22 protein-coding genes are annotated in these 22,615 nt (G+C 65.2%); 7 read left to right on the top strand and 15 right to left on the bottom strand.

Annotation, left to right across the window (positions count from 1 at the left end; translation table 11 throughout):
* Window position 1 precedes the first annotated feature (1 nt).
* Window positions 2–613 carry a glutathione S-transferase family protein gene (locus PMO31116_RS03915; protein WP_150565588.1) on the bottom strand — a complete coding sequence of 204 codons (612 nt, stop codon included), beginning with the start codon at window positions 611–613 and terminating at the stop codon, window positions 2–4.
* A 140-nt stretch (window positions 614–753) separates the two neighbouring features.
* Between PMO31116_RS03915 and purB the strand changes: the two genes are divergently transcribed.
* Entirely contained in the window at window positions 754–2,127 is a 1,374-nt protein-coding gene (purB, locus tag PMO31116_RS03910) for an adenylosuccinate lyase (RefSeq protein WP_150565587.1), read from the top strand.
* Between the two features lie 139 nt (window positions 2,128–2,266).
* On the top strand, window positions 2,267–2,716 hold the full coding sequence (locus PMO31116_RS03905; RefSeq protein WP_150565586.1) for a c-type cytochrome: 450 nt from the start codon (window positions 2,267–2,269) through the stop codon (window positions 2,714–2,716).
* An 80-nt stretch (window positions 2,717–2,796) separates the two neighbouring features.
* Here PMO31116_RS03905 and PMO31116_RS03900 read toward each other — a convergent pair whose 3' ends face one another.
* The 6 genes from PMO31116_RS03900 to queA all read right to left on the bottom strand — a co-directional run bounded on the left by PMO31116_RS03900 (window position 2,797) and on the right by queA (window position 9,609).
* Window positions 2,797–3,483, bottom strand: coding sequence for a cytochrome b/b6 domain-containing protein (locus PMO31116_RS03900; RefSeq protein ID WP_150565585.1), 687 nt, complete (start codon window positions 3,481–3,483; stop codon window positions 2,797–2,799).
* A 159-nt stretch (window positions 3,484–3,642) separates the two neighbouring features.
* The gene (gene secF / locus PMO31116_RS03895) at window positions 3,643–4,620 is read right to left on the bottom strand and encodes a protein translocase subunit SecF (RefSeq protein WP_150565584.1); all 978 of its coding nucleotides are present in this window, start codon (window positions 4,618–4,620) and stop codon (window positions 3,643–3,645) included.
* A gap of 24 nt (window positions 4,621–4,644) precedes the next feature.
* Window positions 4,645–6,537, bottom strand: coding sequence for a protein translocase subunit SecD (gene secD, locus PMO31116_RS03890; RefSeq protein ID WP_150565583.1), 1,893 nt, complete (start codon window positions 6,535–6,537; stop codon window positions 4,645–4,647).
* A gap of 134 nt (window positions 6,538–6,671) precedes the next feature.
* Window positions 6,672–6,938 (bottom strand): preprotein translocase subunit YajC, encoded by a 267-nt coding sequence (gene yajC, locus PMO31116_RS03885; protein WP_231107075.1) that lies wholly within the window; start codon window positions 6,936–6,938, stop codon window positions 6,672–6,674.
* A 225-nt stretch (window positions 6,939–7,163) separates the two neighbouring features.
* Window positions 7,164–8,294 carry a tRNA guanosine(34) transglycosylase Tgt gene (gene tgt, locus PMO31116_RS03880; RefSeq protein ID WP_023597440.1) on the bottom strand — a complete coding sequence of 377 codons (1,131 nt, stop codon included), beginning with the start codon at window positions 8,292–8,294 and terminating at the stop codon, window positions 7,164–7,166.
* Between the two features lie 232 nt (window positions 8,295–8,526).
* Window positions 8,527–9,609 (bottom strand): tRNA preQ1(34) S-adenosylmethionine ribosyltransferase-isomerase QueA, encoded by a 1,083-nt coding sequence (gene queA / locus PMO31116_RS03875; RefSeq protein WP_150565582.1) that lies wholly within the window; start codon window positions 9,607–9,609, stop codon window positions 8,527–8,529.
* Between the two features lie 58 nt (window positions 9,610–9,667).
* Here queA and recG point away from each other — a divergent pair, with 58 nt between their 5' ends.
* The 3 genes from recG (at window position 9,668) to PMO31116_RS03860 (ending at window position 15,025) form a co-directional block, all read left to right on the top strand.
* Window positions 9,668–12,040: an ATP-dependent DNA helicase RecG gene (gene recG / locus PMO31116_RS03870; protein ID WP_150565581.1), complete on the top strand. Its 2,373-nt coding sequence runs from the start codon at window positions 9,668–9,670 to the stop codon at window positions 12,038–12,040.
* 182 nt (window positions 12,041–12,222) lie between these two features.
* The gene (locus tag PMO31116_RS03865; protein ID WP_023597437.1) at window positions 12,223–13,167 is read left to right on the top strand and encodes a LysR substrate-binding domain-containing protein; all 945 of its coding nucleotides are present in this window, start codon (window positions 12,223–12,225) and stop codon (window positions 13,165–13,167) included.
* 409 nt (window positions 13,168–13,576) lie between these two features.
* Complete coding sequence (locus PMO31116_RS03860) at window positions 13,577–15,025, top strand: catalase (RefSeq protein WP_150565580.1); 1,449 nt, start codon at window positions 13,577–13,579, stop codon at window positions 15,023–15,025.
* A gap of 102 nt (window positions 15,026–15,127) precedes the next feature.
* On the opposite strand, the gene PMO31116_RS03855 is transcribed toward PMO31116_RS03860, so the two are convergent.
* Window positions 15,128–15,766: a thiamine phosphate synthase gene (locus PMO31116_RS03855; protein WP_150565579.1), complete on the bottom strand. Its 639-nt coding sequence runs from the start codon at window positions 15,764–15,766 to the stop codon at window positions 15,128–15,130.
* Between the two features lie 202 nt (window positions 15,767–15,968).
* On the opposite strand from PMO31116_RS03855, the gene PMO31116_RS03850 reads away from it, so the two are divergent.
* Both PMO31116_RS03850 and PMO31116_RS03845 read left to right on the top strand, forming a co-directional pair.
* A complete protein-coding gene (locus PMO31116_RS03850; protein WP_150565578.1) occupies window positions 15,969–16,766 on the top strand; it encodes a YdcF family protein in 798 nt (265 codons plus the stop codon).
* 114 nt (window positions 16,767–16,880) lie between these two features.
* Entirely contained in the window at window positions 16,881–17,288 is a 408-nt protein-coding gene (locus PMO31116_RS03845; RefSeq protein WP_150565577.1) for a GlcG/HbpS family heme-binding protein, read from the top strand.
* A gap of 302 nt (window positions 17,289–17,590) precedes the next feature.
* Here PMO31116_RS03845 and hemP read toward each other — a convergent pair whose 3' ends face one another.
* From hemP to PMO31116_RS03810, 7 genes are all read right to left on the bottom strand, one after another.
* Complete coding sequence (hemP, locus tag PMO31116_RS03840) at window positions 17,591–17,848, bottom strand: hemin uptake protein HemP (protein WP_023873189.1); 258 nt, start codon at window positions 17,846–17,848, stop codon at window positions 17,591–17,593.
* Between the two features lie 177 nt (window positions 17,849–18,025).
* Window positions 18,026–18,496, bottom strand: coding sequence for an SRPBCC family protein (locus PMO31116_RS03835; RefSeq protein ID WP_150565576.1), 471 nt, complete (start codon window positions 18,494–18,496; stop codon window positions 18,026–18,028).
* A gap of 74 nt (window positions 18,497–18,570) precedes the next feature.
* Entirely contained in the window at window positions 18,571–18,981 is a 411-nt protein-coding gene (locus PMO31116_RS03830; protein WP_150565575.1) for an OsmC family protein, read from the bottom strand.
* Window positions 18,982–19,142: 161 nt separating this feature from the next.
* The gene (locus PMO31116_RS03825) at window positions 19,143–20,039 is read right to left on the bottom strand and encodes a pirin family protein (protein ID WP_150565574.1); all 897 of its coding nucleotides are present in this window, start codon (window positions 20,037–20,039) and stop codon (window positions 19,143–19,145) included.
* Between the two features lie 300 nt (window positions 20,040–20,339).
* Window positions 20,340–20,765 carry an ExbD/TolR family protein gene (locus PMO31116_RS03820; RefSeq protein WP_150565573.1) on the bottom strand — a complete coding sequence of 142 codons (426 nt, stop codon included), beginning with the start codon at window positions 20,763–20,765 and terminating at the stop codon, window positions 20,340–20,342.
* A 27-nt stretch (window positions 20,766–20,792) separates the two neighbouring features.
* Complete coding sequence (locus tag PMO31116_RS03815) at window positions 20,793–21,533, bottom strand: MotA/TolQ/ExbB proton channel family protein (protein ID WP_023873193.1); 741 nt, start codon at window positions 21,531–21,533, stop codon at window positions 20,793–20,795.
* A 27-nt stretch (window positions 21,534–21,560) separates the two neighbouring features.
* A complete protein-coding gene (locus PMO31116_RS03810; protein WP_174970832.1) occupies window positions 21,561–22,283 on the bottom strand; it encodes an energy transducer TonB in 723 nt (240 codons plus the stop codon).
* Between the last annotated feature and the right edge of the window lie 332 nt (window positions 22,284–22,615).

The following is a 22,615-nucleotide window of genomic DNA, read 5'->3' as shown; positions in this document are numbered from 1 at the left end:
CCTAAAGCGTGGGAACGGTGTCGGCCACCGAGGCGCGCGTGCTCATGCGCTCGAAATGGCGGGCCAGATTGGGATGGGCGTCACGCCACCGGATCTCCGGAAAGCGGAAATCGAGATAGCCGAGCGAGCAGACGAGCGCCACATCGGCCAGCGTCAGGCGGTTGCCCGCGCACCACTGGCGATCGCCGAGACCGCTCGCCATGGCCTTCAGGCCGGCATCGATCTTGCCGAGCTGACGGTCGACGAGCCGCTGCGAGCGCGATGCCTCGTCGTGAAACATCATCTCGACGCGGATCTGCACGGCGGCATCGGTCAGGCCGTCGGCCAGGGCTTCCCAGCAACGCACTTCGGCGCGTTCGCGCCCCGACGGCGGGATCAGCTTGCCGACGGGCGACAGCGTGTCGAGGTATTCGCAGATGACCCGCGAGTCGAATACCGCTTCGCCGTCTTCCATGACGAGGCAGGGCACTTTGCCCAGCGGGTTGGACTGCTGGATGCGGGTGTCGTCGCCCCACACGTTCTCCAGCTCGAGCTTGTAGTCGAGCTTTTTTTCGGCCAGCACGATGCGGACTTTGCGAACATAGGGACTGGCGAGGGCACCGATCAACTTCATGTGAATCCTTGATATATCGCGATAGCGCGGAGGAGAGTATAACGTGCGGGATGGCCGGTCCCGGGCAATGGTAAAATACTGGCCTTTTCCGAGTTGGCACATCGCCGGCTCCCCGGTTTTCTTTTTCGGTGCCCAGTGCCATGTCCGACGAATTCTCCCCCCTGACCGCGCTTTCCCCGCTCGACGGCCGTTATGCCGGCAAGACCGACGCCCTGCGTCCGTGGTTGTCCGAGGCGGCTTTCATGCGCCACCGCGTGACGGTCGAAATCCATTGGCTGATCGCCCTGTCCAAGGCCGGCTTTGCCGAGATCGCACCGTTTTCGGCCGATGCCGAGGCGTTCCTGCTCAACCTCGCCGCCAATTTCTCGAACGCCGATGCCCAGCGCATCAAGGACATCGAGAAGGTCACGAACCACGACGTGAAGGCGGTCGAGTACTGGCTCAAGGAGAAGGTGCAGGGTCAGGCGGAGCTCGAGAAGGCCAGCGAGTTCATTCACTTCGCCTGCACGTCGGAAGACATCAACAACACGTCGCACGGCATGATGATCAAGGGTGCGCGCGACGAAGTGATCGTGCCCGCGCTCGAATCGCTCGTGACCAAGCTCAGTGAGCTCGCCCGCGAGCACGCCGCGCAGCCGATGCTTTCACGCACGCACGGTCAACCGGCCTCGCCGACCACGCTGGGCAAGGAGCTGGCCAACGTGGCCGTGCGCCTGGCTCGCGCGCTCGAGCGCGTGCGTCGCGTCGAGCTGCTCGCCAAGATGAACGGGGCGGTCGGCAACTACAACGCGCACCTGTCGGCCTATCCGGAATACGACTGGGAGTCGTTCTCCAAGGCGGTGATCGAAAAGCGCCTGGGCCTCACGTTCAACCCGTACACGATCCAGATCGAACCGCACGACTACATGGCCGAGCTGTTCGACGCCGTGGCTCGCGCCAACACGATCCTGCTCGATCTGAACCGCGACATCTGGGGTTACATCTCCGTCGGCTACTTCAAGCAGAAGACGAAGGCAGGCGAAATTGGCTCGTCGACCATGCCGCACAAGGTCAACCCGATCGATTTCGAGAACTCGGAAGGCAATCTGGGCCTGGCGAACGCCGTGTTGCGCCACCTGGCCGACAAGCTGCCGGTCTCGCGCTGGCAGCGCGATCTCACCGACTCCACCGTGCTTCGCAACATCGGCGTGGCGTTCGGCTACAGCCTGCTGGCCTACGACTCGTGCCTGCGCGGTCTGGGCAAGCTCGAGGTCAACCCGCAGCGTCTCGACGAAGACCTGGACAACACGTGGGAAGTGCTGGCCGAGCCGGTGCAGACCGTGATGCGCCGCTTCGGGGTGCCGAATCCGTACGAGCAGCTCAAGGAACTCACGCGCGGCAAGGGTATCACCCGCGAAGCGCTGCAGGCGTTCATCAAGCAGCTGGCGATTCCCGAGGACGCCAAGGCGCGTCTGCTGGAGATGACCCCGGCAAACTATGTCGGGATTGCCGAGGCGCTCGCCAAGCGCGTGTAAGGCTCCAAGCCACCACCGAACCTCGACTCGCGGCATCTGGCGCCGTCGTCGACCTGACGGGCCGCTTTTGCGGCCCGTTTTTTACGGTGCCGGGTTGCTGTGTATCATAGCCGCACAAACCATAAGGAGAACCCCACCGATGAAGCTTACCCTCGCAGTTGCAGCGCTCGCCGCCGCCGTCGTGCCGGCATTCGCACAGGCCCAGTTCGCCAAGGCAGACGACGCCGTGGAATACCGTCAATCGGCCCTCTTCCTGCTCGGCAACCATTTCGGTCGTATCGGTGCCGTGGTCAAGGGTGACGCACCGTTCAACAAGGACGACGTGATCAAGAACGCCGAACTCGTCGCCACGCTGTCCAAGCTGCCGTGGCCCGCGTTCGAGGGCGGGCAGACCACGGCAAGAAGCAAGGCGAAGCCGGAGGTGTTCTCCGACAAGGCGAAGTTCCAGCAAGCCGCCGAGAAGATGGAAACCGCGGTGGCCAAGCTCAACACCGTGGCCAAGGGCGGCGACCTCGCCTCGATCAAGACGGCCTTCGGCGAGGCGGCGCAAACCTGCAAGAGCTGCCACGACAACTTCCGCGCGAAGTAAACGCCTCTCGCACGCTGGTCACGCCTGCGAAAAAGCCGGTCATTCGACCGGCTTTTTTCATGGAAGTCGACGTCGCGCCTTCAATACGACGGCAATGCCGCCACGGCCGGCGTCAGATTGACAATCCGGTACACGAGCGCCGAGGCCAGCACGATCAACACCAGTGCGCCCACGCGCACCCGCCAGTCGTCGCGCGCCGGATGCACGGGCGCGACAGTGCGTTTGTCACCCACGATCATCGGCTTGATCAGGTCCTTCCTGCATACCACGCGGTAATAGAGAATCGCGAGCACGTGCAGCGCGACGAGCACCACCAGCACCCATTGGTTGCGCAGATGCCAGCCGGTGAGCATGTCGCTGGTGTCCTTGTCGATGAACTTGACGAGCGGGCCATCGTTGAAGATGTCGTCGTTCGAGAACAGGCCGAGACCGGCCTGAATCGCGAAGAACAGCAGCATCGCCATCACCGACAGGCCGCCGAGGGGCGTGTGACCGGCGAAGCGGGCGTCGGTGTCCGATGTATCGCGCAGCGAGCGCAGGAACGTTGCCGGGCGGGCGATGAACGCCCCGAAGCGGGCATAGCGCGGCCCGGCGAAGCCCCACACCAGCCGGAACAGCAGCAGCGCCAGCACGGCGTAGCCGCACCAGAAGTGGTAGACCATCGCGTTGCCGCCTGTCTTGGCCGTGACGTAGGCCGCGACCGCCAGCACGACGAACGACCAGTGAAACAGGCGAGTGGGCAGATCCCAGATGCGAACGGACTTCATTGGCGTGAAATGTCGAAATTGGCGAATTCCGCGAGATTACCGCAAGCCCGCCACGCCTGCACGCACTGCAACGCGTGACGGCGATGCACGAAAAAAAACCGCCGGGCGAGCCGGCGGTTTGTTCACTTCATGTCGCGTTTGTCAGACGTATCAGACGTATCAGACGCGGGCGCCGAAGTTCGGGTCGTTGCGATCGACCCCTTGTTCGTCGTCCTTGCTGCCGTGCTTGATGAGGTCCTCGCGCTTCACGCCGAACCACATCGCGAGCGCGGCCGCAACGAACACCGACGAGTAGATACCGAACAGAATACCCACGGTCAGCGCCAGTGCGAAGTAGTGCAGCGTCTGGCCACCGAAGAAGAACATCGACAGCACCATCATTTCCGTGCTCGCGTGCGTGATGATCGTACGCGACATGGTCGTCGTGATGGCGTGATCGATCACTTCCTGAACCGTTGCCTTGCGCATCTTGCGGAAGGTCTCGCGAATCCGGTCGAAGATCACGACCGATTCGTTCACGGAGTAGCCGAGCACGGCCAGCACCCCCGCGAGCACCGCCAGCGAGAACTCCCACTGGAAGTACGCGAAGAAGCCGAGAATGATCACCACGTCGTGCAGGTTGGCGATCACGCCGGCCACGGCGAATTTCCATTCGAAGCGGAACGACAGATAGATGATGATGCCCACGACCACGAAGGTCAGCGCCAGCAAGCCGTCGGTGAACAGTTCGTGACCGATCTGCGGGCCGACGAATTCCACGCGACGCAACTGCACGTCGGGGGCGTCGGCCTTGAGCGCGGTCATCACGGCGTCGCTCTGTTGCGCGCTGGTCACCTGCTTGCCATCGGCAGCGCTCTGGATGGGCAGGCGGATCATCACGTCGCGCGAGGTGCCGAAGCTTTGCACCTGCACGTCGCGATAGCCGAGCTTGCCCACTTCGCCACGGATCTTCTCGAGATCGGCCGCCTGCGAGTAGGCCACTTCCATGACCGTGCCGCCGGTGAATTCGATCGACAGGTGCAGGCCCCGCGTGAGCAGGAAGAACACCGCCGCCACGAACGTGAGCGCCGAGATGATGTTGAAGATCAGGGCGTGCCGCATGAACGGCACGTCTTTCTTGATGCGGAAAAATTCCATGACTGTTTCCTCTCGCGCCTGCGGTTATTGCTCGCCGGCGTCGGGTGCGTTCGTCGCACCGTCCGGGCGCCAGACCTGACCGATCGCCAGCGTCTTGAGCTTGCGGCGGCCGCCGTACCACAGGTTGACCAGACCGCGCGAGAAGAACACGGCCGAGAACATCGAGGTCAGGATACCCAGGCAGTGCACCACCGCGAACGCGCGCACCGGGCCCGACCCGAAGGCCAGCAGTGCCAGGCCGGCGATCAGCGTGGTCACGTTCGAGTCGAGAATCGTGGCCCACGCATGCTCGAAGCCCAGCGAAATCGCCTTCTGCGCCGACGCACCCGCACGCAGTTCCTCACGGATACGTTCGTTGATCAGCACGTTGGCATCGATGGCCATGCCGAGCGTGAGCGCGATGGCGGCGATACCTGGCAGCGTGAGCGTGGCCTGCATCATCGAGAGCACGGCCACGAGCAGCAGCAGGTTGAACAGCAGGGCGATCACCGAAAACACGCCGAAGAGCATGTAATAGAGCATCATGAACACGGCGATGGCGATCAGGCCGTACATCACCGAGTCGACACCCTTCTGGACGTTATCGGCGCCGAGGCTCGGGCCGATCGTGCGCTCTTCGATGATTTCCATTGGCGCGGCGAGCGAACCGGCGCGCAACAGCAGCGCCAGATCGTTGGCGGCCTGCGCCGAGCCCATGCCGGTGATCTGGAAGCTCTGGCCGAGTTCGCTGCGGATGTTCGCCACCGTCAGCACTTCGCCCTTGCCCTTTTCGAACAGTACGATCGCCATCGGCTTGCCGATGTTGTCGCGCGACACGTCGCGCAGCACGCGACCGCCGGCGGCGTCGAGCTTGATGTTGACCGACGGTTGCTGATGGTCGTCGAAGCCGGCCGACGCGCTCGTGATGCGATCGCCGCTGAAGATCACCTGACGCTTGAGCATGACCGGCGCGCCATTGCCGTGCAGGAACAGCTCGTCCTGCGGCGGGACCGGCGTATCCGCCGTGACGAAGCGAGGCGCGTCCGGATCGGCCAGACGCGCTTCGAGCGTCGCGGTGCGGCCGATGATGTCCTTCGCCTTGGCGGTGTCCTGCACGCCGGGCAACTGCACGACGATGCGGTCCGGGCCTTCCTGCTGGATCACGGGTTCGGACACGCCGAGCTCGTTTACCCGGTTGTGCAGCGTCACGATGTTCTGCTTGACGGCGTTGTCCTGCACCGAGCGCCGGGCGGCTTCCGTGAACGTGCCCACCACTTTGAACGTCCCGTTCGGGCCGGGCTGCGTCGTGTAGGACAGATCGGGCAGGCCGTCGGTGAGCACGCCGCGGGCGCGATCGGCGTCTTCCTGCGTGCTGAAGGCCGCTTCGATGCCGTTGTCCGTGCGCGTCACGCCGTTGTGACGGATGTTCTTGTCGCGCAGCAGCGTGCGGGCGTCGGCGGCCGATGCGTCCAGACGTTTGGTGATGGCGCCGGCCATGTCGACTTGCAGCAGGAAGTGGACACCGCCGCGCAGGTCGAGGCCGAGGTACATCGGCAGCGCGTGAATCCTGGTGAGCCAGTCCGGCGAGGCCGAGAGCAGGTTGAGCGCCACGACGTAGGTCGGGTCGGTCGGATCGGTGTTAAGCGCGGTCTGGAGCAGATCCTTGGCGCGCAGCTGCGTGTCGGTGTCGGAGAAGCGAATGCGCACGCTCGGGTTGTTGCCCGTGCTGTCGAACACGGCACCGTTATAGGCAATGTTCTGTGCCTTGAGCGCGTCTTCGGCGCGCGCGAGCGTCGAGGGATCGACCTTGACGGTCGCCTTGACGCTGGAAATCTGTACCGCCGGCGTTTCACCGAACAGGTTTGGCAGCGTGTAAAGCACCCCGATGGCGAGCGCCACCAGAATGATGATGTATTTCCAGAGAGGATAGCGATTCATAGCGGCGGGCTAGGGTGATGCCTCGTGGCAAACCGTGCTTCAGACCGGCTGGCAGGGCAACGCAGGTCGCCAGACCCGCGCCGCCATGCACTGCGGCCGCCCGGGAGGGCGGCCGCATGCGGTTGCGCGAAGGATCAGAGCGCCTTGATGGTGCCCTTCGGCAGCAGGGTCGTGATCGCACCCTTTTGCACGTTGATTTCGACGTTCTCCGCGATCTCGATGGTCACGAAGGTTTCACCAACCTTCGAGATGCGACCGGCCAGACCACCCGAGGTCACGACTTCATCGCCCTTGGCGAGGGCCGCGAGCATGTTGCGGGTTTCCTTCTGACGCTTCATCTGCGGACGGATCATGATGAAGTACAGCACCACGAACATCAGAACGAGCGGCAGGAAGCTCATCAGGTTGCTGGTCGGGCTGGCGGCGCCAGCCGTCTGAGCGAAAGCATCGGAAATCAGCACGTTCGGTTCTCCTTATGTAAGACGTGTAGAAGCCGCGTGTGGCCGGTAACCCGGACACGCGCGGCATGTGTTTCGGTGCGAGGATTCAGGATCCAAGCCCGGCATTTTACCACTGCCCGAGCGCCTTCCACGGGGATTCGGTGCCCGTTGCGGAGCCCCGGGCCGTCACTGCACGCCGCGCGCGCGATCGGCCCGGAACTGGGTGACGAACGCGTCGAATCGGTGGGCTTCGATGGCATCCCGCATTTCCTGCATCAGCGTGAGATAGTAATGCAGGTTATGGATGGTGTTGAGCCGCGCGCCCAGAATCTCCCCGGCTCGCTGCAAATGGTGCAGATAGGCGCGCGAGAAGTTTCGACAGGTGTAACACCCGCAAGTTTCGTCCAGCGGGCGTGTGTCGCTCTTGTGCGAGGCGTTGCGGATCTTCAAGTCGCCGAAACGCGTGAACAGCCAGCCGTTGCGCGCGTTTCGCGTGGGCATCACGCAATCGAACATGTCGACGCCCGCCGACACACCCGCCACCAGGTCTTCCGGCGTGCCCACACCCATCAGGTAGTGCGGCTTGTTCGCGGGCAGGCGCGGCGCCACGTGCTCGAGCACGCGCATCATGTCCTCCTTGGGCTCGCCGACCGACAACCCGCCGATGGCATAACCGTGGAAGTCGAGCTCGGAGAGCCCGGCGAGCGACTCGTCGCGCAGATGTTCGTACATGCCGCCCTGCACGATGCCGAACAGGGCATTGGGGTTCTCGAGGCGGTTGAATTCGTCGATCGAGCGCTTGGCCCAGCGCAGCGACATGCGCATCGACTGGCCGGCTTCCGATTCCGTGGCAGGGCGGCCGTCGATCTCGTAGGGCGTGCATTCGTCGAACTGCATGACGATGTCCGAATTGAGCACGTGCTGGATCTGCATCGAGATTTCCGGCGAGAGGAACAACCGGTCGCCATTGACGGGCGAGGCGAATTTCACGCCTTCTTCGCTGATTTTGCGCAATTCGCCGAGGCTGAAGACCTGGAAGCCGCCGGAGTCGGTCAGGATCGGACGGTCCCAGCCCATGAAACGGTGCAGGCCGCCGTGCGCGGCGATTGTCTCGAGGCCCGGGCGCAGCCAGAGGTGGAACGTGTTGCCGAGAATGATCTGGGCGTTGTTTTCGACGAGTTCGGCGGGCGACATCGCCTTGACCGAGCCGTAGGTGCCCACGGGCATGAAGATGGGGGTCTCGACCACGCCGTGGTTGAGCGTGACGCGTCCCCGGCGGGCCTGCCCGTCGGTGGTGATGAGTTCGAACTTGAGCATGTGTCGTGCGCCCCGGCACCACCGGCAAAACAAGCCGGCGCACGCGCGGGGGCGTCAAAAAGCGGCCAGCGCCCCATGCGCGGCCAAGGCGCCATTGTACCGGGTCGGATGGCGGTCGATGAGAACGCCCCCACCGGCCGGCGGGGCCGGGCGCGACGGCCCGCGCATGCCATTAGCCGGGATCGTCGTCGACGAGCCCGCCCGCGCGCGGCGGGCCGCGACACCGCGTTTCTCAGGCTGCGGCCAGGGGCGCGTCGTGCATTTCCACGCGCGAGAGGATCATCGCGTCGCCATAGCTGAAGAAGCGATAACGCTGCTCGATCGCGTGACGATAGGCCGCGCGGATCGTCTCCATGCCCGAGAAGGCCGACACCAGCATGAGCAGTGTCGACTTGGGCAGGTGGAAGTTGGTGATCAGGCGATCGACCACCTGGAACCGGTAGCCGGGCGTGATGAAGATGTCCGTCTCGGCGCTGCCCGGGCGCAGCGTACCCGGTGCGTCTCCGGCGGCGAGCGCGGCCTGCGCGGCCGATTCGAGCGCCCGCATCGATGTCGTGCCCACGGCGATCACTCGCCCGCCGCGGGCGCGGGTGGCGGCGATGGCCTGCACGAGTTCCGGCGTGATTTGATACCACTCCGCGTGCATCTTGTGCTCGTCGATGTTCTCCACGCGTACCGGCTGGAAGGTGCCGGCGCCCACGTGCAGGGTGAGCGTGGCGCGTTGCACGCCGAGCGCGTCGAGGCGGGTGAACAGGCTGTCGTCGAAGTGCAGGCCGGCCGTGGGGGCCGCCACGGCGCCCGGGTTGCGGGCGTAAACCGTCTGGTAGCGTGTTTCGTCGGCTGCATCGGCGTCGTGCTCGATGTAAGGCGGCAGCGGCAGGCGGCCGTAAGTCTCGAGCAGCGTGTAGCAGTCGTCCGGGAAATGAAGCGTGTAGAACGGCTCGACGCGTTCGCCGACCGTCACGTCGAAGGCATCCGCCAGGTGCAGCACGGTGCCCGGGGCGGGACGCTTGCTGGCGCGGATCTGGGCCAGCGCGGTGCGGCTGTCGATCACGCGCTCGACGAGCACCTCGATCTTGCCGCCGCTTGCCTTCTGGCCGAACAGGCGAGCCTTGATGACGCGCGTGTCGTTGAAGACGAGCAGGTCGCCGGGGGCGAGCAGCCCGGGCAGGTCGGCGAAGCGGCGGTCGTACAGATGCGGTGGCGTAACACTGCCGTCGACCTCCAGCAAGCGGCTGGCGGTGCGCTCGGCGAGAGCGGTCTGCGCGATGAGCTCGGGCGGCAGGTCGAAATCGAAATCGGAGAGGGTATACATCAGCGTTTACAATGCGTAGCAACCGCCATTTTACTTGGAACGCCAGATTCGCGACTGCATGACTGAACGCAGAATGTCCGCCACCGCGCCCGACGACGCCCCTGCCGACCTCGTGGACCTTGCCGATGCCGCAGGCGCGCAAGCCGACGCCTCGCCGCGCGCGCCCGCCAGGCGTAGCGCGCGCCGCGCCAGGGCCGCGGCTGCCGATGGCGCCGCGCCGGCATCGGCGAAGTCCGCCAACACCCCGACGGACGCGGGGACGAGCCATTCCGACAAGTCCGGCCAATCCTCCGTCGCATCAGGGCCCGCCAAGGCCACCGAGGCCACCGAGGCCACCAAGGCCACCAAGGCCACCAGGCCCGCAGCCAGCAAGGCCGGGGCCGGCAGCGCCGACAAGCTCGCCAAACTCGGCCTGAAGCGCGACATCGACCTCATCCTGCACTTGCCCATGCGCTACGAGGACGAAACCACGCTGCGCAAGATTGGCGAGGTGCTTCCGAGCGAGCTGGCGCAGGTCGAAGGCGTGGTGACGTCCAGTGAAGTCGCCTATCGGCCGCGCCGCCAGTGGGTTGTACGCATTGCGGACGATGGGCACGAACTCGTGCTGCGTTTTCTGAATTTCTACGGCAGCCAGCAGAAGCAGCTCGCCATTGGTACGCGTGTGCGTGTGCGCGGTGAAGTGCGGGGCGGATTCTTCGGGCTGGAGATGGTGCACCCCGCGTATCGCGTGGTGCAGGACGCCGCGGCGCCGTTGCCGGAGTCGCTCACCCCGGTGTATCCGAGTGCGGCGGGCTTGTCGCAGGCGTATCTTCGCAAGGCCATCCACAACGCGATGGCGCGCACGCCGCTCCCCGAACTGCTGCCACCGGGCCTGCTCCAGGACGCCATCGGCCCCGACCATCCCCTGCCGGCATTGTCGGACGCCGTGCGCCTGTTGCACGCCCCGCCGCCCAACGTGTCGGAGACGGCGCTCATCGAGCGTTCGCATCCCGCGTGGTTGCGCATCAAGTGCGAGGAGCTTCTGGCACAGCAGTTGTCGCTCAAGCGCGCGCAGGCCGCACGGCGGCGACTCGCCGCACCGGCCCTCGGCGCGCGCGTGCCCGGTGGCCTGCTGGAGCGCTTCGAGGCGGCGCTGCCGTTTCGTCTGACAGGGGCGCAGCAACGTGTTTGGGCCGAGATTCGCGCCGACCTGGCCGAGCCGCATCCGATGCAGCGCTTGCTGCAGGGCGACGTGGGCAGCGGCAAGACGATCATCGCGGCGCTTGCCGCCGCCCAGGCCATCGACGCCGGCTATCAGGCCGCGATCATGGCGCCGACCGAAATTCTGGCCGAGCAGCATCTGCGCAAGCTCTCCGCGTGGCTCGCGCCGTTGGGCGTGACACTCACCTGGCTGGCCGGCAGCATGAAGGCGAGGGAGAAGCGCGAGGCGCTGGCGCGCGTGGCCAGCGGCGAGGCGCAACTCGTCATCGGCACGCACGCCATCATTCAGGATACGGTCACGTTCGCGCGGTTGGGCATGGCCGTCGTCGACGAACAGCACCGATTCGGCGTCGCCCAGCGTCTGGCGCTGCGCAGCAAGATGCAGACCGCCGGCATGGGCGATGACGCCATGCCGCATCAACTGATGATGAGCGCCACGCCGATCCCGCGCACGCTCGCCATGACCTACTACGCCGATCTCGACGTCTCCGTCATCGACGAACTGCCGCCCGGGCGCAGTCCGGTCGTGACGAAGCTCGTCAGCGACACGCGGCGCCCCGAGGTCATCGACCGGGTTCGCGCGGCCGCGCTGGCCGGCCGCCAGGTTTATTGGGTGTGTCCGCTGATCGAGGAGAGCGAGGCCCTGCAGTTGCAGACGGCCGTCGACACGCATGCGCAACTGGTCGCGGCGCTGCCCGAATTGCGCGTGGGCCTCGTTCACGGTCGGCTCTCGCCGGCGGAGAAGGCCGCCGTGATGGACGACTTCACGCGTGGCGACACGCACCTGCTCGTGGCGACCACCGTCATCGAAGTGGGCGTGGATGTGCCCAATGCCTCGTTGATGGTCATCGAGCATGCCGAGCGCTTCGGTCTCGCACAGCTCCATCAATTGCGAGGACGCGTCGGGCGCGGTTCGGCCGAATCGGTCTGCCTGCTGATGTATGCCTCGCCGCTGTCGATGGGCGCCAAGGCGCGATTGCAGACGATGCGCGAGACCACCGACGGCTTTGTCATCGCTCGGCGCGATCTGGAGATCCGCGGTCCGGGCGAATTCCTCGGTGCACGCCAGTCGGGGGCCGCCATGCTGCGCTTCGTCGACCTCAACGAGGACGCGTGGATGATTCCGGGCGCGCAGGAGGCGGCCGACCGGCTGCTCAAATCGCATCCGGGTGCGGTGGCGGCGCATCTGGAACGTTGGCTCGGCGCGCGCGAAGACTACCTGAAGGCATGACAACGGGTGCCGGGCCGACAGGGCGGTATTCGGCGCCGGTGCGGCAGTGGGTGCAAGTCTGCGGTGGCGGTGGTGACACCGGGAGCGTCGCCTGAAAACGGGCAATTGCCGCCCGATTGTGCTATAAAAAAGAAAATCTATCGACTGCGGTGGTTCGATTAATTTACACAGGTTAGGACGACATGACCCTCACGGAACTCAAGTACATCGTGGCGGTGGCGCGAGAACGCCATTTCGGTCGCGCGGCGGAAGCCTGTTTCGTCAGCCAGCCGACGCTCTCGGTGGCCATCAAGAAGCTCGAAGACGAGCTGAACGTACAGATTTTCGAGCGTGGCGCCGCCGAAGTGAGCGTGACGCCGCTCGGCGAGCAGATCGTCGCGCAGGCGCAGCGCGTGCTCGAGCAGACCATCGCCATCAAGGAAATCGCCAAGCAGGGCCGCGATCCGCTCGCGGGGCCGTTGCGACTGGGCGTGATTTACACCATCGGCCCGTATCTGCTGCCGGCGCTCGTCAAGCAGATGATCGAGACCACGCCGCAGATGCCGCTCATGCTGCAGGAGAATTACACCCTCAAGCTCATCGAGCTGCTCAAGCAGGGCGAGATCGATGCGGCGATCATGGCGCTGCCGTTCCCGGAGAGCGGTCTGATGGTGCGTCCGCTCTACGATGAGCCGTTCGTGGTGGCACTGCCGCGCTCGCACCCTTGGGCCACGCGCGAGCAGATCGACGCGGGCGATCTCAAGCAGGAAACCATGCTGCTGCTCGGCAGCGGTCATTGCTTCCGCGATCACGTGCTGGGCGTATGCCCCGAACTGATGCGCTTCTCGCAGAACGCCGACGGCATCCAGAAAACGTTCGAAGGCTCGTCGCTGGAGACGATTCGCCACATGGTCGCGAGCGGCGTGGGCATCACCGTGCTGCCGAAGACGTCCGTGCCCGACACGCAGGCGCCTGACAGTCTGCTGCGCTATGTGCCGTTCTCGGCGCCCGTGCCCGATCGCCGCGTCGTGCTCGCCTGGCGCAAGAGCTTCACGCGACTGCCGGCCATCGATGCCGTGGCGCAAGCCATTGCCAAATGCCACCTGCCGGGTGTGATTCCGCTGGATCTTCCCGCCACGTCGAACTGAGCCGCCGGGGCGGGTACAGCCCACACGTCACCGCATTCCGCCCTCGCTGCGTCTCGGCACTTCCGCTGCTTCAACTCAGCTTTTTCCTTCCGTTCTGCCGCCGCAGCTTCCCCGCGCCGCGGCGTATTGCTTTTGCCTATTAAATATATAAAAACGATCAATTTCACGATTTCAATAAAAATATTTAATCTGGCGGCACGCGTTGGAAACGGGCATCGCCCAGGGCCCCGCCCACCGACGCCGACGATTGCCCGAGCCAACCGATGCCCCGAGAGGCGCCGACGATGACCCAATTCAAAGCCTATTGGCACGACATCGAAACCACGCTGGAACAGGTGCTTGCCGACTTTGCGCAGATGGGCGCATGAGCTTGGCGAGATTGCCCTATCAGGAAACAGGAGAGCGTCACATGTCAGATACGAAAAAACTCACGACCGCCGCCGGAGCCCCGGTGCCCGACAACCAGAACACGCTCACCGCCGGCCCGCGCGGCCCGGCCCTGCTTCAGGACGTGTGGTTTCTCGAAAAGCTCGCGCATTTCGATCGCGAAGTGATTCCGGAGCGTCGCGTGCATGCGAAGGGTTCCGGCGCGTTCGGCAAGCTCACCATCACGCACGACATCACGAAGTACAGCCGGGCACGTCTGTTCGAGGCGATTGGCAAGGAAACGCCGGTGTTCCTGCGCTTCTCGACGGTGGCCGGCGAGCGCGGTGCGGCCGATGCGGAGCGCGACGTGCGCGGCTTCGCGCTGAAGTTCTACACCGACGAAGGTAACTGGGATCTCGTGGGCAACAACACGCCGGTGTTCTTCGTGCGCGATCCGCTCAAGTTCCCCGACTTCATCCACACGCAAAAACGTGATCCGAAGACAAACCTGCGCAATCCGACGGCGGCATGGGATTTCTGGTCGCGTCACCCCGAATCGCTGCATCAGGTCACGATTCTCATGAGCGATCGCGGCCTGCCGGCGAACTACCGCCAGCAACACGGCTTCGGCTCGCACACGTTCAGCTTCATCAACGCGGCCAACGAGCGCTTCTGGGTGAAGTTCCATTTCAAGTCGATGCAGGGCATCGAGAACCTGACGAACGCGCAAGCGGCGCAGGTGGTCGCAGGCGATCGGGAAAGCGCGCAGCGCGACCTGTTCGAGGCCATCGAGGCCGGCAACTTCCCGCGCTGGCGCATGCAGGTGCAGGTGATGCCGGAGGCCGACGCGGCAACCTATCGCATCAACCCGTTCGATCTGACGAAGGTGTGGCCGCATGCCGACTACCCGCTCATCGACGTGGGCGTGCTCGAACTCAATCGCAATCCGGAGAACTACTTCGCCGACGTCGAGCAGGCGGCGTTCAATCCGGCCAACGTGGTGCCGGGCATCGGCTTCTCGCCCGACCGCATGTTGCAAGGGCGCCTGTTCTCGTACGGCGACACGCAGCGTTACCGTCTTGGCGTGAATCACAGCGCCATTCCGGTCAATGCGCCGAAGTGCCCGTTCCATCACAGTTTCCACCGCGATGGCGCGATGCGCGTGGACGGCAATCTGGGTGGCACGACGAATTACGAGCCGAATCGCTACGGCATATTCGCGGAGCAGCCGGAATTCCGTGAGCCGCCGCAAGCGGTGGGTGCCCTGGCCGATCGCTATGACCATCGCGAAGACGACGATTATTACTCGCAGCCTCGCGCGCTGTTCCAGTTGTTCGACGAGGGGGAGAAGGGCCGACTGTTCGGCAACATCGCCGCTTCGATGCAGGGCGTGCCGGACGACGTGTCGGCGCGTCAGATCGCGCACTTCGAGAAGATCGACCCGACTTACGCGCAGGGCGTGATCGCGGCACGCAAGGCGCTCGCCGGGTAAGCGACGTCAGCGATCAGGGAGTCAGCGGTACTGCGACGCCATTGGCGGCGCGCACCGGGGGGGGCGGATGACATCCGCCCCCTTTGTCGTTCCGAGGGGGCCTCACGCCGTAGGCCAGAACGCGCGGATCGCGGCGATGCCGTAGGCGCCGGCATGGCGCGCGTTCGAGAGCATGTCGGCGCGCATGCCGCCTAGCGCGAACACCGGCAGCGTCGCCTGTGTTGCGAGGGCCGTGAATGCGGGCCAGCCGAGCGGCGTGGCCTCCGGATGCGTGGCGGTGGCGAGTACGGGAGACAGCGTCACGAAGTCGAGTTCGAGTCGACCGGCCTGCGCAAGCTGGGCTGCGTCGTGGCATGCGGCACTCACCCGTCGCCAGCCCGCTGGACGCGTCTGGCTCGCCATGAGCCGCTCGCTCGTCAGATGCCAGCCATCGGCTTGCGGGACCGTGCCGGCGTGTTTGCCGCCGGCAATGTCGAGCCAACGGTCCGCCACGTCGTGCGGAGGATTTAGGATGAGTTGCGCCCCGGCCGCATGCGTCAAGGCCAGCGCGCTTTCCGCAAGGGCACGATAGCCGTCGGCGTCTAGCGACCGGTTGCGAAGTTGCACGAGTCGAATGCCGCGGGCCAGCGCTTGCGCGAGTTGCGAGGCGAAGGTGGCGATCTGGGCGCGTGAGGTAACGTCGGGCGTCACCAGCAATTGACGGGGAAGCGTGGCCAAGTCGGCGGTGAGGTCGTCGGGCATGCGCGAAGTGTAACCGGAATGCCGGCGCGAACGTCCTGAGGAAAGTACGGAGAGGCGTCGCTTCGCGCGGCGGCGTTGAAACGCGCGGTGACGCAGGCCTTTGCAAGCCGACGCGCAATGTGGCCCGGCGCGTCGCGCCGGTTAGCGCGCATGGTCGTAGAGAATGGATGCACTTGCGTTTGCAGTCCAGTAGACTGGCGGGATGCCCTTCGATTGGCTCGCCCGAAACCTCCTCGTCAGCTTGTTTCTGCCGCCAGCCAATGTGCTGGTGCTCGCGGTGCTCTCGCTCGTGAGTTGGCGGCGCTGGCCTCGCACGGGCAGGACCCTGGCCGTGCTCGCGGCCGCAGTGCTCTGGCTGCAGGCCATGCCGTGGTTCGCCCGGCAGATCGCGTATGGGCTCGAGGTGGGAAAGCCGGTCGATCTCAAGGCGTACGACGCCGCGCGACAGCATCCGGCCACGGCGGCGGCGCTGCCACAGGCCGTGGTGATCCTCGGCGGCGGCACCAGCGTCAACGCTACCGAATACGCCAGCAAGGGCTGGCGCAAGGATGCCGACCTTAGCACGGAGACGCTTGCACGAGTGCGCTACGGCGCGTTTCTCGCCCGCGAGACGCACCTCCCGGTGCTCATGTCCGGCGGCAGCCCGAGCGGACAGGTGGTCGAGGGGCGTCTGATGGCGCAGGTCGCCACCGAGGAATTCGGCGTGCCGGTGCGCTGGACCGAAGGACAATCACTGAACACGGCGCAAAACGCCATCTTCAGCGCGCGCATGCTGACCAACGCCGGCATGTCGCGCGTCTATCTGGTCACGAGTGCCTGGCATATGCGCCGCGCCCGCGATCAGTTCGAGCGCGCTGGACTCACGGTGGTACCCGCGCCGTGCTGCAATGCGAGCAACCTCGACCCGGATGCCGTGCCCGGCATGTGGCCGACACTCGACGGTTTGCGCAGGACGCGACAGGCGCTGCGCGAGTGGATGGCGCTGGCCGTAGGGCACTGAGCCGTCCGTTGCCTGCGCGATGTCACAGACCGGAGGCATCGTTGCAGGCGGATTTCCGCGGAAGCCGTGCCCGATGGGGCTTCCTGAATTGCCAACCCTGAATGAGAGAGACGTATGAAGACGAAAGCAGTCCTGACCGTTGAAGACGTGCAGAAGATCAACGCCGCCGCCGTGGCCGAAGCCACCGCGAACGGGTGGAACGTGTGTATCACGATCGTCGACGACGGCGGTCACGCGCTGTCGCTGCACCGCATGGACGGCGCGGCGCCCAGCACCGCCATGATGTCGCTTGGCAAGGCGCAGACCTCGGCCGTCGGCCGTCGGGAGAGCGGTGCGTTCGAGGAGATGATCAATGGCGGCCGCTTCGCGTTCCTGAGTGCGCCGAACACCGCCATGCTCGAAGGCGGCGTGCCCATCGTCGTCAACGGCGATGTGATCGGCGCGGTCGGCGTCTCGGGGGTGAAGTCGGCGCAAGACGCGCAGATCGCCCGGGCGGGGATTGCGGCCGTCGTCGGGAAGTGATGCAAAGAAAAACCCATCCTCGCGGATGGGTCAAGGGCTTGTCAGGCCGGACGGCACGCCTGAGGCTTGGCAGGCGGCGCCGCGAGGAGAACATCAACGAAACCGGGTGGATGGACAAAAAAAGCGGCTTGGCTGGCGCGCAACGCAGGTAGAGAGGGGCTTGCCGTAACTACATGGGATCGCGTTGCGTTCGCTGGCTACTGCCAAACACCTCTTAGGCGAGGTGGTCCCCACAAAACTCGGTGAAGGTGGCGGCGAGGTCGTGGTCTCGCCACCGCCAAAATACTTTCAGACTCAATCGCTTACTTCGTCAGGATCAACTTGCCGTAGCGCGTGGCGCGCAACTGATACGTCTGACCGTTGTGCAGGATGTTCACGCACTGCGTGCCCTGCAACAGGTGATCGCTCGTGAGGACGCGTCCCGTGGCGTGGCTGGCCGGCTTTTCCGCCGCCGGACTGGCCGCCTGCGTGCGCGTCGTCGACACCGACAGGGTACGGCGCGGCGCCGTTGCGGGCGTGGTCTGGCGGGCAGTGGTGTGGCTTGCGGTCATCTCGCTCATCCGTGTGGCTGACTGTGAGATGAATACTAAATGAGAATCATTCCCATTTGTATTTGAATTTGGCTATTGATATTCCCTGGAAAATAGACTTTCGCTAACCTGGCCGATACCGAACGATGGCCGGCATCGACTCATCGCCATGCGGCATCGTCCGGCAAAGCCCCGTGGGGCGGGCGTTCAGCCCAGTGCGCCTTGCTCGGCGAGGGCGCGAATCTGGGCCACCGTGTCGATGTCCGCTTCGCGATAGGCGGATTTCACAAATTCACTGTAGCGGGTATCGGCCGTCGCGGCGTCTTCCGGTAGCGTGGTGCTGTACGTGAAGCGCACGAAGTAATGCGTGGGCGTGGGCTCTTCGATTCGCATCGTGAGCGAGCCGCCCGCGTGCTGGTCGGTGGCGGCCGTCTCGTAGCGGACCGATTGCTGGGCTTCGAAGATCACGCGATCGCGCACCACCGCTTCCCCGAAGCGCAGCTCGCGGGTGAGCGTGTCGTCGGTGCGTTCGTGCACGATGCACTTGTCGAGCCCCAGCACGAAGGACTCCGGTTGCTCGGCGCGCAGTACCAGGCCGCGCCACAATTGCTCGCGCGACAGCGCGAAGGCCAGCGGATTCAGAAGGTCGTTGACCTCGATGAGATGTTCGTACTGCAAGAATATTTCCCCTTCAATCGATGACGGCCGGCCTGGCATCGCCGTGGGGCGACAGGCCGTGCGCGCGTCGGATCTTACTCGACCAGCGAACTGTCGATGGCGACGGTGCCCGACAACACCTTGTGAATTGGGCATGCATTGGCGATTTCCAAGAGACGCTGACGCTGCTCCTCGGACAGATCGCCGCCCAGCTCGATCTTGCGCGTGATTTGCGTGGTCCCCATCGGCGGCTTGCCGTCGGGATTCATCGCGAGCGTCACCTTCACATCCTTGAGCGGCCACTCCTTGCGTCGCGCATACATCTGCAGCGTGATCGATGTGCATGCGCCCAGGCTCGAGAGCAGCAGCGCCGTCGGGGCCGGGCCGAGGTCCGCACCGCCGAGCGTCTCGGGCTCGTCGGCGATCCATTCGTGTTTGCCGTCCGAGAGACGCGTGGTGTAACCGGCGGCGCCCAGGTGGGCGGTGACAATCGCTTCTGCAGCCATGGCGGCTCCTGTGAGGGCTGGATGAAAACGGCCCGGCGAACCTACGGGCCACGATGCACACAATGAGTGACATTGTGACCCAAATTCGCCGGGCCGGTACGAACGGCTGGGCGGCTTGCGCCGGACCGGATGCTGCTGTCGTGTTGACGGGTACACTGCCCTCAGGCCGACGCGCCCGAGGCTGGAATCCGGCCCATACGACCCGCCTGGAAGTCGAGGATCGCCTGGCGGATCTCGCTCTCGGTGTTCATCACGAACGGGCCGTAGCGCGCTACCGGCTCGCCCAGCGGCTTGCCGCCAATCAGCAGGAACGACACTGGCCGATCGCCATCGTTGCGCACGGTAACCCGCTCGCCGTCGTTGCCGAACACGACCATCTGATGCGCCTTCGCGGCAACGGGCTCGGTACCGAAGTTGCCTTCGCCGTCGATCACGTAGGCGAACACGTTGAAGTCGGCGGGCACCGGGTGATCGAGCAGCGCTTGCGGCTGCAGCGTGAAGTGCTGGTACAGGATCGGCGTGCGCGTCTCGATGGCGGCGCGCGTGCCCAGCGCCTCACCGGCGATCACGCGCACCGACACCTTGCCGTCTTCGCTCGTTGCGCTCGGGATGCCGGCGGCCGGCAACTCCTGATAGCGCGGCGCCATCATCTTGTCCGTGCGCGGCAGGTTCACCCAGAGCTGAAAGCCATGCATCTCGCCGCCGCGTTGCTGGAAGGCCTGCGACGGCATTTCGGAGTGAATCACCCCCGCACCGGCGGTCATCCATTGCACGTCGCCGGGCGTGAGCTTGCCCGCGTGCCCTTGCGAGTCGCGGTGTTCCATTTCGCCCGCGAGCAGATACGTGACGGTCTCGAAACCGCGGTGCGGATGGTCGGGCGCGCCCTTGGCGTCGCCGGGGGCCACCTGCATCGGGCCCATTTCATCGAGCAGCAGGAACGGATCGAAGTCCATCATCATGCGCGTGGGGAATGGGCGGTTGACGTGAAATCCGGCGCCTTCCTGCGTTTGCGCTGCCGTGAAGACGCGGGCGACCGGGCGGGCGAAGGTGGTGCTCATGGGGCAATCTCCTGTGGGGACGCGGGCCGGGGCGGCGTGGCGCGTCCAATGGCATGTCCCCACTATATCGGGGCGGATGCCACCGGGAGTAGCCCGTAAGGCTGGAAGCATTGTTACCTGATTGGAACAATGCGCGAGCTTTGGCGGAAAATGGTGGGGGAGTCGTGCGATTCCGTGCGGGGCGCGAGGCTCGTCCCGCGAGGGCTGGGACGAAAAAAGGCACGGTGACCGGCACCGCGCCTTGCATACTGCGACGGCTTCGACTTCCGCGAAGCGTCGGATGGGTGGGATCCGTGCGACCTACTTCGTGGCAGGCTCGGTCACGAAGCCGAGCTTGGTCACGCCCGCCGTCTGGGCATCGGAGAGCACCTTCGCAACGCTCTCGTAACGCACGTTCTTGTCGGCGAACAGGTGCAGCTCCGGCTGCGGCTGCGCCTCGGCCGCATGGGCCAGACGTGCCTTGAGTGTGGCTTCGTCGATGGCCTGCTTGTCCCAGTAGACCGTGCCGTCCGCCTGGATCGACAGATCGATCTTGGTGGGCTTGGTGTCTTCCGGCTGGCTGCTTGCCTGCGGCAGATCGAGCTTGACCGCGTGATTGAGCACCGGCAGCGTCACGATGAAGATGATCAGCAGCACCAGCATGACATCGACGAGCGGCGTCATGTTGATCTCGCTCATCATTGCGTCGTCGGCGCTGTCGTCGCTGCTGTATGAACTCATGGCCATGGCAAACTCCTTGTTACGTGCGCCGGCTTAGCTGGCGCTGGCCGGCGTGGACGGCTTGCGCACCGGCGTGACGTTGCTGGCGAACTGTGTCGAGTGCAGGCTCGCGCCAGTCAGGAAATAGGCATGCAGGCTGTGCGCGAAGCGGTTGAGCTTCGAGACGATGCCCTTGTTGGCGCGCGTGAGCGCGTTGAACCCGAGCACGGCAGGGATGGCGACGAACAGACCGAACGCGGTCATGATGAGGGCTTCGCCCACGGGGCCTGCCACCTTGTCGATGGTCGTCTGACCCGAGGCGCCGATCGCCAGCAGCGCGTGGTAGATGCCCCACACCGTGCCGAACAGGCCCACGAACGGCGACGTCGAGCCGATCGACGCGAGCATGGCCAGGCCGCTTTGCAGGCGCGAGACCGTGTCGTCCACCGAGTTCTTGAGCGCGCGCGTGATCCAGTCGCTCACGTCCATCTTGTCGTGCAGATGCGGCTGGCTTTGGCGGTGATGCTCGGCGGCGTCCTGTCCGGCGAGGGCCAGCGCGAGGAAAGGATTGTTCTGGCCGGATTCGCCCAGCTTCTGCAAGCCGGCGGAGAAGTTCTCCGAGTGCCAGAAATCGGGTTCGGCGGAGCGCGTGAGGCGGCTCAGGCGGAAGACTTGCGTGCCCTTGATGATGATGACCGTCCACGACAGCACCGACATCACCAGCAACACGATCGCGATGGCTCGGGTGACGAAATCGCCCTGTGCCCAGACGTGGCTCAAACCATACTCTTGCATTTTGCGTTCCTCGGGAGATCCAGTTCGTTAATCGTTCAGATTGAAGTTAAACGGCTTGGTCGCGGCGGCCTCCACCGCGCGACCGTTTTGCATCGGGGGCGCGCAGCGCATTGCCAGCGCGGCGGTGCGGGCGGCCTGATCCAGCCGCGAGAAGCCGCTCGACTTGACGACGTTCGCGCTCGCAACCACACCGCGCGTATCGATCACCAGCCGCAGCGTGACCGTGCCTTCCTCGCCCACGCGTCGCGACTGTGTCGGGTAGACCACGCGCGGCTCTTCGCATTTCACGGCGAGGCCTTCGATCGGTCCGGACGGCGCGGGTGCCGGCGTCGGCGCGGGAGGAGCCGGCGGCGTGGGCGCGGCGTTCTGCACGGGTTCCACGGGCGCGGGCTGCGGCGCAGGCGCGACCGGTTCGGCCTTCTGCGTGATGGCATTCCTGGGCTGCACGCGCGGCTTGGGCGGCGGTGGTGCCACGCGAGGCCTCGGCGGTTCCGGCTGCGGTTTGGGCGGCGCGGGTTGGGGGGGCGTGGGCGCGGGCGTGAGCGGAATGATCGTGGCGGTAAACGTCGTCGGTTCGATGGTCGCCTTTTCCGGGTCGTTGCGCAGGTGCGATAACCCGACCAGCGCGGCGATATGGAGAACGACGATCGCGCCGGCGATCGCAATGGCGCGCGGCGACGTCAGCGGATCACGAATCGGCGTGAGCGCAAGACCGGGAGAAGTCACGGCTGGGGGCACGGCGGTCGACATGTTAACGGCTAGGGTACGCTAGTTTGCGGCAGATGAACGTCGAGTGGTGCGCGATGCGCGAAGCCTCGGGGTTCGGGATGGCCGGACGTACGATCAAAGGAAAACCGCGCCAAGGGGCGCGGTCGGCGAATGCAGCGAGTCAGACACCGTGCACCGACTCACCTTCGAAACAAGAAGAACGATAAACATAACGTCGAAACGAAGCCGATCAGGAGTTCCATCGGACACCTCCAAGGGTGACGGGTCGCTGGCTGGCGCGTGACGCCGCGAGACGCCTGGCTGGCTCCGTGTTGCCGCGGCGCGGTATAGACCGTGTCGTGACGGGGAAATCG

This window comes from Pandoraea morbifera (genome assembly GCF_902459575.1).
Lineage (GTDB): Bacteria > Pseudomonadota > Gammaproteobacteria > Burkholderiales > Burkholderiaceae > Pandoraea > Pandoraea morbifera.
The sequence above is the reverse complement of the archived record's forward strand: the minus strand, read 5'-3'. Positions and strand labels throughout refer to the sequence as shown.

Coding starts and splice junctions, on each gene's coding strand:
- PMO31116_RS03915 (WP_150565588.1), bottom strand. CDS start 613: ATGAAGTTGATCGGTGCCCTCGCCAGTCCCTATGTTCGCAAAGTCCGC.
- purB (WP_150565587.1), top strand. CDS start 754: ATGTCCGACGAATTCTCCCCCCTGACCGCGCTTTCCCCGCTCGACGGC.
- PMO31116_RS03905 (WP_150565586.1), top strand. CDS start 2,267: ATGAAGCTTACCCTCGCAGTTGCAGCGCTCGCCGCCGCCGTCGTGCCG.
- PMO31116_RS03900 (WP_150565585.1), bottom strand. CDS start 3,483: ATGAAGTCCGTTCGCATCTGGGATCTGCCCACTCGCCTGTTTCACTGG.
- secF (WP_150565584.1), bottom strand. CDS start 4,620: ATGGAATTTTTCCGCATCAAGAAAGACGTGCCGTTCATGCGGCACGCC.
- secD (WP_150565583.1), bottom strand. CDS start 6,537: ATGAATCGCTATCCTCTCTGGAAATACATCATCATTCTGGTGGCGCTC.
- yajC (WP_231107075.1), bottom strand. CDS start 6,938: ATGAGCTTCCTGCCGCTCGTTCTGATGTTCGTGGTGCTGTACTTCATC.
- tgt (WP_023597440.1), bottom strand. CDS start 8,294: ATGCTCAAGTTCGAACTCATCACCACCGACGGGCAGGCCCGCCGGGGA.
- queA (WP_150565582.1), bottom strand. CDS start 9,609: ATGTATACCCTCTCCGATTTCGATTTCGACCTGCCGCCCGAGCTCATC.
- recG (WP_150565581.1), top strand. CDS start 9,668: ATGACTGAACGCAGAATGTCCGCCACCGCGCCCGACGACGCCCCTGCC.
- PMO31116_RS03865 (WP_023597437.1), top strand. CDS start 12,223: ATGACCCTCACGGAACTCAAGTACATCGTGGCGGTGGCGCGAGAACGC.
- PMO31116_RS03860 (WP_150565580.1), top strand. CDS start 13,577: ATGTCAGATACGAAAAAACTCACGACCGCCGCCGGAGCCCCGGTGCCC.
- PMO31116_RS03855 (WP_150565579.1), bottom strand. CDS start 15,766: ATGCCCGACGACCTCACCGCCGACTTGGCCACGCTTCCCCGTCAATTG.
- PMO31116_RS03850 (WP_150565578.1), top strand. CDS start 15,969: ATGCCCTTCGATTGGCTCGCCCGAAACCTCCTCGTCAGCTTGTTTCTG.
- PMO31116_RS03845 (WP_150565577.1), top strand. CDS start 16,881: ATGAAGACGAAAGCAGTCCTGACCGTTGAAGACGTGCAGAAGATCAAC.
- hemP (WP_023873189.1), bottom strand. CDS start 17,848: ATGAGCGAGATGACCGCAAGCCACACCACTGCCCGCCAGACCACGCCC.
- PMO31116_RS03830 (WP_150565575.1), bottom strand. CDS start 18,981: ATGGCTGCAGAAGCGATTGTCACCGCCCACCTGGGCGCCGCCGGTTAC.
- PMO31116_RS03825 (WP_150565574.1), bottom strand. CDS start 20,039: ATGAGCACCACCTTCGCCCGCCCGGTCGCCCGCGTCTTCACGGCAGCG.
- PMO31116_RS03820 (WP_150565573.1), bottom strand. CDS start 20,765: ATGGCCATGAGTTCATACAGCAGCGACGACAGCGCCGACGACGCAATG.
- PMO31116_RS03815 (WP_023873193.1), bottom strand. CDS start 21,533: ATGCAAGAGTATGGTTTGAGCCACGTCTGGGCACAGGGCGATTTCGTC.
- PMO31116_RS03810 (WP_174970832.1), bottom strand. CDS start 22,283: ATGTCGACCGCCGTGCCCCCAGCCGTGACTTCTCCCGGTCTTGCGCTC.